Genomic DNA, 11,153 nt, shown 5'->3' with positions numbered 1-11,153 from the left:
ACCACCTCACAAAGCGCATATACTGCGAGGAGTGTGTGCGGACAGACGATTGGACGAAGAGTGGTCGTGGCTTCAGTCCTATCCCGTATGACATGGAGAAGGAGATCACCAAATGGACATGGTAATCAACAACCTTGTTGAGATGATCAGCACTTGGAAGCAGTGGAAATCTGAACCGGGGCACGTTCCTTCCCCAGACTTCATCAAGCAGAAGCTCCTGAAGTACGAGCCAGGAATGCTCGGTATGGCTGTGCAAGCTGCCGTGGACAAGGGGATCATCTCTGACGACGAAGCAGAAGAACTGCTGTAGACACCAACAAACAGACTGGCCAACAAGGCGCTGCACTGGACGGGGATTCCGCTGTGCTCCATCCCCGCCAGTGATCTTGGTCGTTAGAAATTAGATATTGGGAATTTGTTTCTTTGTTATTTTCTTATATCTATAATACAGAAGATATTGTTTTTTTCTTCCACCTACCTGTTTTAAACCACCACATTATGAGAAGTCCGTGCAGAACTGAAGCAAAAGCGTTTGTCCACCAAATGCCGTTAATTCCCAACATAGTTGCTTGGGAAAGATATATTGCCATAGGTATCTGAAATCCCCAAAGCGATAATAATGTGATAAACATTGGCGTGATTGTATCTCCTGCGCCGGCTAATGATTGTCCAAGCACAACACCCAGCGGAATAAATAAATAGAAAGGTGCGGTTATTCTTAAAAATCCAGTTCCAATAGAAATTACATTTTTATCTTTTATAAAAAATCCGACAATTTGCGGAGCAAAAATAAAGAATAGAATGGCTACTAAAATCATCAGAAACATATCGAGAGTTGTTGCTGTCCATGCGCTTCTTTGGGCTCTTTTGGGCTGTTCGGCGCCCAAGTTTTGTCCTACCAGGGTAGCGGCGGCGCCGCCAAAGGCAAGGGCTGGCATAAGAACAAGCATTTGTAACCTCATGCCGATTCCATAAGCGGCAATAGCTGCTGTTCCAAAACTTGCGACAATACCCATTAGAACTAAGCCCATTATACTTCTGAAAAACATCTGCAATGAAGCAGGCAGTCCTATTTTGAGCATTTCTTTTAAAAAGGTCAGTTTAATTTTAAACTGTGAAATGTGTATATGAACTTTGGAGCGTCTTTTAGAAAGTAAAAGAAGCACTAAAAAAGCGGGCACAGCTTGAGACAGTACTGTTGCCAAAGCGGCGCCCGACGTGTTCATTCTTGGAACGCCCAATCCGAATATGAATATGGGGTCTAATATAATGTTGATAATATTTGAAAGAAACATGAATTTCATAGGTGTTACCATATCTCCCTCTGCTTGTAGTATGGAGTTTCCGAAGGATAGCAAAACCATTGTTATTCCGCCTATGAGAATTATCTTAAGATATGAACTGCCGATTTTTAAAACTTCCGGACTTGCGCCTAATATCAGAAATAGTTTATCCGTAAATAAAAGCCCGACTAATATTGTAGCCAAAGCTATAATTAAACCCAGCATTATGGATTGGCTTGCGACAGCGTCCGCATTTTTTGTATCTTTTGCTCCCACATATCGGGCAACAAGCGCAATGGTTCCCCTGGTTATGCCTATAAGTGTTGCAAAAACAACCATCATAATAGTTCCGCCTATGGCTACTGCTGCTATGGAATCGCTGCCGAGTTTTCCGACCCAGAACATATCGATTAAATTGAGCGTAGAATTAAGAATGGCTATTACCATCAGAGGACCGGTAAGAGAAAGCACTTTTGGCAGAATAGGTCCTGTTGTGAGTTCTATATCTTGTTTTAAAAATTTTTTGAGCATTTCGTGTGTTTTTCTGCGCAGTTTTTGAGGGATTAAATATTTAGGGCTGGACCTAATTCGTTTTGCAAAACATTTGAAGATTTAAATCAAGTCCAGCCCCAATTTGGAATAACATAAAAATTATTCACTTATCTATTTATGTCAGCCTTATCTTTTCTTCTTAGTTGTCTTTTTCTTTTTGGCTGGTTTCTTTTTGGCTGGTTTCTTTTTAGCTACTTTCTTTTTAGCTACTTTCTTTGCCATTATTTTAATCACCTCCTTTTATAATTTGTATTATGAATGATTTAATATATTTATTCAATAATTATTTTAAAATAATTACAAGTTTTTTATACTTTCTTTTATCCATTCTAAATAATCTTTGCTTCTATCAATTATAGGCAGAGCAATTATTTCTGGAACCTCGTAGCTGTGAAGCTGTTTAACTATTTTTACAATGTCATTGAAAAATTTTAAATCTGTTTTTGCCGTAAGAAGAATTTCATTTGCAGATTCAATTTTATTTTTCCACCAGAAGAAAGAATTTACTTTTTTAACAATATTTACACAAGCCACTAGTTTTTTTTAATAACTTATCGGATATTTCTTGGGCTTCTTTTTCTGTGGGGACTGTGATAAAAATAATTATAAAAGAAAAAATTTTCATTTTAGTTTTAAATTAAAAGAAAGATTTGTAAGTTATTATGGCAAATATAAGAAAAATACCAAACAGTAGAAAAGTAATTCCCCAAGAAACAAAATTGCCTAAAATTTCTCCTGCAAGTGTCTCTCCTTTTTGCTTAGATGCAATAACAAGCTGTTCAATGTTTTCTTCAAGATTTAATATGTTATGTTTCATAAAAGCAATAAAACCTGAAAGGCAAAGAAGCATCATTACTCCGCTAAGAAATCCTAATCTTCCCATAAGGAAAGCAGTAATAATATTTTTTGCTTGTTTGGTGCTGGAGTAAGTACCATCAAAGGTAATTTTATTTTCGAATTCATTGCCAACTTTTGGTTCCAGAGTGCCTGTTTTAACTGGACTACTTGTGTTTCGCATATACCTGGTTCCATAAAAGAAAATATTATTCCCTTCTATACGATAAAACTCTTCGCTACGAGTGATAGGACCTCCTGCAGTTCCTATGACTTTTAAATATTTTTTCCCATCTTCCAAAGTTATAGTTCCGGTACAAGTCATTATTATCTTGAATTCTTGTGGGGGAGCAGCAACACTTGTTATTACTTCTAAAGGTCCTTGTACGTCTATTTTTGCTGTAAGGTCGTATTTTAATTGTGCTCCAGAAATGTAAGGAAAAGGTTTGTTTCCTGCCCCATGTCCTTTATAAGATGTTAGTTCTCCCGAGAAAGACAAGGTGTCGAAAGGATTAAACTCTTTACTTGCTTCATAACGCGTAAATTCTTCTTTTACATTGCCGACTCCTACTTTGTACCAACTTTTGCCATTAATATTGTAGTGTTTCCCTCCTTCGGAAATATCTGCACTGTAAGCAATTATGTAACAGTTATCAAATTGACCGGCAGGGACAACAACTGTTTCTCCGAAGCTGAGCACTTTTGTTTTATAATCCCAATAATTTATTCCTTCTTTTGTTGTTCCACGATTAAGATAATTGGTTTTTTGGATACCCCAAAAAAGTATTGTCACAAGCAATACAACTGATATGGTAAAAACTAATAATTTTATACGTGTTACAATTTTACGAACTTTTATACCTATATCATCTTTATTTTCTGAAAATTGTTGGTGAGGAGTTATATCGTCAGAAGATAAAGAGACTAAATGAGGCAGTTCTCTAAGAGGAAACCATTCGTTGCCCCCGGTTTTCTGTACTAAAGACTTCTCATCGATTCGCTTTTCCTGAAGCCATTTTGTGATCGTATGAAAATTCGCCGGTCCATATTTTTCGCCTTTAATATTTTTTACTTTGAATGTGGGCTCAGTATTTCTATCTATATGTGAAGGTTGTTCTTTGGAACTAATGGGGTGTTGGAATGTATCAGTGAATTCCGGAACAGATTGTATCGGTTGCCATGCTTTTATGTCTTCTTGAGAAATATAATCTTGTCCTAAAATCCTTTTTTCATTAATCCATTTTCTAATTGTCTCTATATCTGCAGGACCGTATATAGTGCCATCTAATTTTTTTATCTTCCATTTTTTAGTCATTTGCAACTAAAGTTCTGTTGAATTGTTTAATTTTTATATCAAATTTATTCTCCTTTAGTCAAATATATAGTTGAGAAGCAAACAATAAACTTCTATAATTAAACTGTGATTACACCGATTAAAGAAAAGAAAGTATAACTTTGCAAGTGTTTTTGTTGGTTTGTTTTTAATTTTTCTACGGGGTGTGGCTTAGCTTGACCGCCATTGCTACTTTGGCGGTCATCCGCCAACGTTTTCTTGTCCGCCTAATTTTTAGTGGCGGAAGTGGCGGATGGGTTAGAATAAAATGTATGTTTATATATTAAAAAGTAAAAAAGATGAAAGTTTTTATATCGGTTCGACAAAAAATGTGAACGAGAGATTAAAACAGCATAATAAGGGATATAATGTTTCTACTAAAAAGAAGATTCCTTGGGTTTTAATTAGAACTGAAAAATATAATGATAAGTCTTTAGCATTAAAACGTGAGAAATTTTTAAAGAGTGGTAAAGGCAGAGAAGTCTTAAAGAATCTATGTTCTTTAAGAAAAGTTTAATGGTATTATATCAACAGTTACTCGGGGTGTGGCTTAGCTTGGTTAGAGCGCTACGTTCGGGACGTAGAGGTCGGTGGTTCGAATCCACTCACCCCGACCAAAATTAGTAATTTCGTAAACTGTAATTGGCCCTCTGCAATTTGCACCCTGAAATTTCAGAGAAATTTCGGGTACTTAGTCCTTGAAATGCTCTGCATTTCTAAGGGAAAAATTCCGAGGATTAAGTCCCCGAAAATCTCCGATTTTCTGGGGATGAATAGGGATTGATAAAAAAATCAGTAGATGGTAATGGAGGAGAAATGGCAAGAATAGGTAGAATAGAAAGAGAAACAAAAGAAACAAAAATCAGTGTAGTACTCAACCTTGACGGTGAGGGCAAATCTGAAATTTCTACAGGCATCCCTTTTTTGGACCACATGCTTACACTTTTTTCAAAACACGGACTTTTTGATTTAGAATTGAAGGCCAGTGGTGACTTAGACGTAGACATACATCATACAAATGAAGACATAGGATTATGCCTTGGAGATGCGTTATCAGAAGCATTAAGTAGTAAGGAAGGGATTAAAAGATTTGGCTCTTCCTTTGTTCCCATGGACGAAGCTTTAACAAGAGTAGTTCTTGACATAAGTGGAAGAGCTTCATTTTATCTTTATTCAGAAAAAATAGAATTCCCTAATCCTTTAGAAAAAGATAAATATGACGGACCGAATTTAAAACATTTCTTGCAAAGTTTTGCACAGCGAGGCGGATTAAATTTACATATTTCTATTTTAAAAGGGGAAGATTTTCATCATATTTCAGAATCAATTTTTAAAGGATTGGGAAAAGCTTTGGATGAAGCTACAAGAATAGATCCAAGAATCAAAGGCATACCTTCTACTAAAGGAACGTTATAAAAAATTTAAAAATTAAAGTGCAAAATGTAAAATGACAAATCAAAATTCAAAATGAAAAACAACATTTTTGATGCTGAATGTCTGATATTAGTAAAAGCAAACGGCGAAAATTTATTGACTTAGTTTCCCTTTTTGCATTTTAATATGTGATTTCCCTCTGGAATCTTAAAAAGATTCCGAGGACTTGGTCTCCCTGAAAAGGGACTAAATCCCTGGAATGCTCTGCATTCCTAGGGGCCTGAAATTCTGTGAATTTCTAGGGGTGATATTTGATTTTTGATATTTAATTTTATTTGAGCGAAAGCGAGAAAATCATATGTTAATAATTCCTGCTATAGATTTAATGGATGGCAAAGTAGTGAGACTTACTAAAGGAGATTTCACTACAAGCAAAATTTATTCCGATGACCCTGTTGCAGTTGCTAAAGATTGGCAGGAAAAAGGAGCGAAAAGAATACATATAGTAGACCTTGACGGAGCCAAAACTGGAGAATGTAAGAACCTAGATGCTGTAAAAAAAATAACTGAAGAACTTAAAATCCCTGTGCAGTTGGGGGGCGGGATAAGAAGTTTTGGTATGGCTCGAAAAGTTTTGGACTGTGGAGCAAGATGGCTTATATTGGGAACAAACGCGCTTTTAGATGAAAAATTTTTAAAAGAAATCATGTCTTCTTTTCCTGATAAAATTATTGTTTCAGCTGATATTAAAAACGAGAAGATATATGTTAAGGGATGGAAAGAAAGTTCATCTTTAGATATTTTTTCATTTATTACAAAACTTGGCGAAATGAAGGTGTCTTCCTTGATAGTTACCGATATTCAACAAGATGGAATGCTTGAAGGTGTGAATGTTGAATTCTTTACTAAAATTTGCAAAATAAGTCCCGTTCCTATTATAGTAGCAGGTGGAGTTTCTTTTTTGGAGGATATAAAACATCTTTCAGTTATAAAAGGAATTGAAGGGATTATAATAGGTAAGGCGTTATATGAAGGTAGAATAAAATTGGAAGAAGCGATTAAGATAAATTCAAAAATCACCCCTAGAAATTCAGAGAATTTCAGGGACTAAGTCCTCGGAATCTTGACCCTCTGCAATTTGAAAAATTGCGAGGACTAAAGTCTCGGGAATGCTTCGCATTCCACGAGGAAAGATTCCAGAGGGAAGTGTAAAAGTCAAAATGACATATTAAAATGTAAGAAATTCAATAACCAAACACAAAGACAGGAAAATTGCAAAAAACAGCAAAAAATTCAAATATTCTAAAAATATACTTGGCAATACTTTATATCTTAATCTCATTTATATTGAGTCTTTATAGCATTTCTTTTTCTCCCAAACTGTTGGATATTTTTTCATTTGTTGGACTCATACTTGCAGTTATTGGTGGTATTGTCATTGCTTTTTCAGTTAAAAGTTGTCAATATATTAGCATTATTGCTAATCACGTATTTAATTGAAAATGATGTGTTATAGTAGTTAGAAAAATTTTTTAATTTTGAATTGTAGTTTTAATTTTTGCATTTTAAATTTTAAATTAAATAATTATGTCAAAGAAAAAGTCGCTTATAAAAGGTTCGCTTATAATTGTTGAGTCTCCTGCAAAGGCGCGAACTATTCAATCTTTTCTTGGGAAAGGATATAAAGTTAGCGCAAGTATGGGGCATATAAAAAATTTACCGAATAGCAAATTAGGGGTTGATGTTGAGCATGATTTTGAACCCACTTACACTGTTATCAAAGGAAAAAAGAAAATCCTCAAAGAGCTAAAAAGCGAGGCTAAAAAATATTCACAAGTTCTTCTTGCGGCTGATGCTGATAGGGAAGGGGAAACAATCTGCGCCCATTTAGCTGAAGAAATAAGTCCCGTTAATAAAAATATTTCCAGAATTTTGTTTCACGAAATTACTTCTTCTGCTATCAAAGAATCACTGGAACATATTACTGCAATAGATGTAAGTAAAGTTGATTCGGGTAAGGCAAGGAGAGTTCTGGACCGACTCGTAGGTTATAAAATCTCGCCTTTGTTGTGGAAAAAAGTAAGAAAAGGATTATCTGCGGGTAGGGTTCAAACAGTTGCTTTGAAAATCGTTGTGGATAGAGAAAAAGAAATACAGGCATTTGTTCCGGAAGAATATTATTTGGTTCTTGGCAAATTTTCTACGCAAAACAATGAAGAATTTTCCTCTCAACTTAAAGAATTTAAAGGTAAAAAGATTACAAAATTTCCTAAGGATGAAGTTTTTGATATAAAAACCGATATAGAAAAACAAAACTTTGTTGTAAAAAGTATTACTACTAGAGAAGAAAAAAGAAATGCTCCTCCTCCTTTTATTACAAGTTCATTGCAACAGCAAGCTCACAGCATATTTAGATTTTCTGCTCAAAGGACGATGAGAATAGCACAGCAATTATACGAAGGTGTTAATGTCGGAGATGAGTTGACAGGGCTTATTACTTACATGAGAACAGATTCTTTTAATATTAGTAAAAGTGCTCAAACTAAAGCGAGAGAATTGATACTTAAAAAATTCGGCAAAGAATATCTTCCTTCTTCTCCCCCCAAATTCAAGGCAAAAAAGGGCGCCCAGGAAGCACATGAAGCTATACGCCCGACGAATGTTGAGCTTTCCCCTGAAAAAATAAAAGAATATTTAGACCCTCTTCAATTAAAAATATACACACTGATATACACCCGGTTTTTAGGTTCCCAAATGACTCAAAAGATAACGGAAGTGAACACTATAAAACTATTAGGCGGAGATTATGTGTTTGTAACCGAAAGTAGAAAAACAAAGTTTGACGGCTATACAGTTCTTCTTAATAAGGAAGAGAAAGAAGTAAATGTGTTGCCTATTTTAAAAGAACAAGAAAAAGTAAATTTATTAGATATTAATCTCGAGCAGAAATTTACACAACCGCCTCAGCGTTACAGTGAAGGAACGCTTATCAGGAAATTGGAAGAAGAAGGTATAGGTCGTCCTTCGACTTATGCTCCGATAATGAATACTATTAAAGACAGGGATTATATAAGAAGCGTGAAAGGCGCGCTTCATCCTTCGGAACTTGGTACAGTTGTGGTTGAATTGCTTATTGAGAATTTCCCCAAAATATTTTACGAACAATTTACTTCCGAAATGGAACAAAGCCTTGATGAGGTTGAAGAAGGCAAGAAAAAATGGTCGGATATAGTGAAAGATTTTTATACGTCTTTTGAACCAGTTTTGAATAAAGCATCGGTGGATATGAAAAATATAAAAAAAGAAAGAGAAATAATTACCGATGAGAAATGTCCCGAATGCGATGGGAAATTAATTATAAAAGAAGGTAGATTCGGACCGTTTATGGCATGTTTGAACTTCCCCACGTGCCGATACACAAAACGAATATTGAAAAAAGTTGGCGTAAAGTGTCCAAATCAGAATTGTTCCGGCGAAATAGTAGAAATGAGAAATAAAAGAGGTAGGGTATTCTACGGATGCAGTAACTATCCTCAATGCAGATGGATTGCTTCTTATTTGCCGTCTGAGAAAAAACAGAACACAGAAGACAGTCAACAGATGACAGAAAAACAACCAACAGGAGACAGAGGACAGAATACAGAAGACAAGGAACAGACAACAGAAAACGGAGAACAGAATACGGAAGAATCCGACATCTGATTTCTGAATTTTAAATATGGAGAATGAAAAACTAAACCAGTTTTTAAAATTCCTGCGGGTAGAAAAAAATTTATCGGAAAACACTTTAACAAGTTATAGAACAGACCTTATTCAATTTAATAAGTTTTTGAACGAACATTATACGACTATAACGTTGAGCGGAATTGAAACTACGCATATCAGAGATTTTCTGACTACTCTTTATAGTGACGGTTATAGTTCAAGTTCAATAGGCAGGAAAATAGCAACATTACGTTCATTTTTTAAATTTGCCATTAGGAATGAATGGCTCGATTCCAATCCTTGCTCTCTTATTTCAAGCCCAAAAAAGAAAGGCACATTGCCTGAACCTATGAGTGTAGAAGAAATTGAGACAATTCTGTCTTTGCCGGGTAATGACCATTTAAGCATAAGAAATAGAGCTATTTTGGAAACCTTGTATTCAACAGGAATACGTGTTTCTGAGCTTACAGGTATGAATATTGACAGTATAGATTTTGTAGGAGGAACAATAAAGGTAAAAGGTAAAGGGAGAAAAGAAAGGATAATTCCTATAGGAGATAAAGCGCTTGAAGCAATAAGTGCTTACTTTAATAAAAGAAATATGTTTTTCGATTCGCTTCGAAGCGATTTGCATGTAAATAGAGAAGCTCTATTTTTAAATAATTGGGGAGGAAGGCTTACTGCAGGAAGTGTAAAGAAATTTGCGCACCAATATATAAAAGAAGCTGCTATTAAAAGAAACGTATCTGCCCATAGTTTCCGTCACAGCTTCGCAACTCATCTTTTGGAAAGAGGCGCTAACTTAAGGGCAGTGCAGGAATTACTCGGACATGCTTCTTTATCAACGACACAAATATACACACATCTGACCACAAAAAGACTCAAGAAAGTTTATGATAAAACACATCCTCGCGCATAGATTTGAGAGCGTGAATTTAGAAGCTGTAAAGAAAATGTTATAAGAAGTATGAGAGAATATCTACCAGAAAAACTATGAGTAAGAAAATTCATGTTATCTCTTTTGATGTAGACGGCACATTAGTTGAACAAAAGTTTAACGAACTCATATGGGAAAATGATATTCCTGCTTTGGTTGCCGGAAGCAGGAAATGGGATTTCGAGCAAGCAAAAGATTTTTGTCTTAGCGAATATGCGAAGTTAGGAGACAAAGATTTGCGCTGGTATAATATTGAATATTGGCTTGAGAAGTTCAATCTCCCAATATCAGCCAAAGAGATATTCAAGAAAAGAGAAAAATCAATCGTGGTCTATTCCGATGTTTTACCTGTTCTTGAAAAACTTAAAAAGCAAGGATTTAAAATAATCGTTATTACCTGTATGCCTCGAATTTTTCTGAAAGAAAAAATCCAAAAATTTGACCGCCATTTCGATGAAGTCTTTTCAACGGTAAGTGATTTTAAGCAAGTCAAATCCCCTGAAATTTATCTTCATGTCTCGAACCTTATTAAATCCTCTCCATCCGATATTTTGCATATAGGCGACCATCATACATTGGATTATGAGTTTTCTCTTGAAGCAGGGTATAAAAGTATTCTTATCCAGAGAGAAGAAAAGACAAAAGATTTTAGCATTTCCAATCTCCAAGAAATATTTAATTTCTTGTAAAATTGAAATATTGCAATCTCAAAGATATATTCAATTTCTTGTAAAATTGAAATATTCTAGATTTTGCTTTAAAATCCCCAGTTAAATACTGCGCCTGTAGCTCAATCGGATAGAGCAACGGATTTCTAATCCGTAGGTTGCAGGTTCGATTCCTGCCAGGCGCGCTAGTATTTGGTATAATAACAAAGGGTTGTTAATGGTTAAAAATGGTTAGCAGAGGTTAATAGAGCCCGCCACTAAAGATTGGCGGACAGGGTTACAAAATATTTTAATGCAACCATTATTAACTGTTGTTAACTAAGTATTTAGAGCACGGCGAGATAGCTCAGTCGGTAGAGCAGCGGACTGAAAATCCGCGTGGCAGCGGTGCGACTCCGCTCCTCGGCACCAACTATCAGGTTGTGGAACATGACCAGGTTTGCAGCAGAATGCCTCCTGAGGCCACG

General features: G+C 35.5%; 9 protein-coding genes, 3 tRNA genes and 1 pseudogene. 10 read left to right on the top strand and 3 right to left on the bottom strand.

What is annotated here, in order from left to right:
- The first annotated feature begins 112 nt into the window (after nucleotides 1-112).
- The gene (locus KAS42_04595; protein ID MCK4905496.1) at nucleotides 113-310 is read left to right on the top strand and encodes a hypothetical protein; all 198 of its coding nucleotides are present in this window, start codon (nucleotides 113-115) and stop codon (nucleotides 308-310) included.
- A 130-nt stretch (nucleotides 311-440) separates the two neighbouring features.
- Here KAS42_04595 and KAS42_04590 read toward each other — a convergent pair whose 3' ends face one another.
- From KAS42_04590 to KAS42_04580, 3 genes and pseudogenes are all read right to left on the bottom strand, one after another.
- Nucleotides 441-1,814 carry an MATE family efflux transporter gene (locus KAS42_04590; protein MCK4905495.1) on the bottom strand — a complete coding sequence of 458 codons (1,374 nt, stop codon included), beginning with the start codon at nucleotides 1,812-1,814 and terminating at the stop codon, nucleotides 441-443.
- Between the two features lie 318 nt (nucleotides 1,815-2,132).
- A pseudogene (locus KAS42_04585) lies at nucleotides 2,133-2,460 on the bottom strand (divalent-cation tolerance protein CutA).
- A 12-nt stretch (nucleotides 2,461-2,472) separates the two neighbouring features.
- A complete protein-coding gene (locus KAS42_04580; GenBank protein ID MCK4905494.1) occupies nucleotides 2,473-3,984 on the bottom strand; it encodes a DUF4339 domain-containing protein in 1,512 nt (503 codons plus the stop codon).
- Nucleotides 3,985-4,270: 286 nt separating this feature from the next.
- Between KAS42_04580 and KAS42_04575 the strand changes: the two genes are divergently transcribed.
- From KAS42_04575 to KAS42_04535, 9 genes are all read left to right on the top strand, one after another.
- Nucleotides 4,271-4,519 (top strand): GIY-YIG nuclease family protein, encoded by a 249-nt coding sequence (locus tag KAS42_04575; protein ID MCK4905493.1) that lies wholly within the window; start codon nucleotides 4,271-4,273, stop codon nucleotides 4,517-4,519.
- 22 nt (nucleotides 4,520-4,541) lie between these two features.
- Nucleotides 4,542-4,619 (top strand) — tRNA-Pro (locus KAS42_04570).
- Nucleotides 4,620-4,818: 199 nt separating this feature from the next.
- Complete coding sequence (gene hisB, locus KAS42_04565) at nucleotides 4,819-5,418, top strand: imidazoleglycerol-phosphate dehydratase HisB (GenBank protein MCK4905492.1); 600 nt, start codon at nucleotides 4,819-4,821, stop codon at nucleotides 5,416-5,418.
- Nucleotides 5,419-5,734: 316 nt separating this feature from the next.
- Nucleotides 5,735-6,487 (top strand): 1-(5-phosphoribosyl)-5-[(5-phosphoribosylamino)methylideneamino]imidazole-4-carboxamide isomerase, encoded by a 753-nt coding sequence (hisA, locus tag KAS42_04560; protein ID MCK4905491.1) that lies wholly within the window; start codon nucleotides 5,735-5,737, stop codon nucleotides 6,485-6,487.
- A 476-nt stretch (nucleotides 6,488-6,963) separates the two neighbouring features.
- Nucleotides 6,964-9,078, top strand: a complete 2,115-nt coding sequence (gene topA, locus KAS42_04555) for a type I DNA topoisomerase (protein ID MCK4905490.1) — start codon at nucleotides 6,964-6,966, stop codon at nucleotides 9,076-9,078.
- Nucleotides 9,079-9,094: 16 nt separating this feature from the next.
- The gene (xerC, locus tag KAS42_04550; protein MCK4905489.1) at nucleotides 9,095-10,000 is read left to right on the top strand and encodes a tyrosine recombinase XerC; all 906 of its coding nucleotides are present in this window, start codon (nucleotides 9,095-9,097) and stop codon (nucleotides 9,998-10,000) included.
- A gap of 74 nt (nucleotides 10,001-10,074) precedes the next feature.
- Nucleotides 10,075-10,707: an HAD family hydrolase gene (locus tag KAS42_04545; GenBank protein MCK4905488.1), complete on the top strand. Its 633-nt coding sequence runs from the start codon at nucleotides 10,075-10,077 to the stop codon at nucleotides 10,705-10,707.
- A gap of 90 nt (nucleotides 10,708-10,797) precedes the next feature.
- A tRNA-Arg gene (locus tag KAS42_04540) sits at nucleotides 10,798-10,871 on the top strand.
- Nucleotides 10,872-11,021: 150 nt separating this feature from the next.
- Nucleotides 11,022-11,097, top strand: a tRNA-Phe gene (locus KAS42_04535).
- Nucleotides 11,098-11,153 lie beyond the last annotated feature (56 nt).

The sequence above is a fragment of the bacterium genome (assembly GCA_023135785.1).
Taxonomy (GTDB): domain Bacteria; phylum CAIJMQ01; class CAIJMQ01; order CAIJMQ01; family CAIJMQ01; genus CAZNJA01.
The sequence above is the reverse complement of the archived record's forward strand: the minus strand, read 5'-3'. Positions and strand labels throughout refer to the sequence as shown.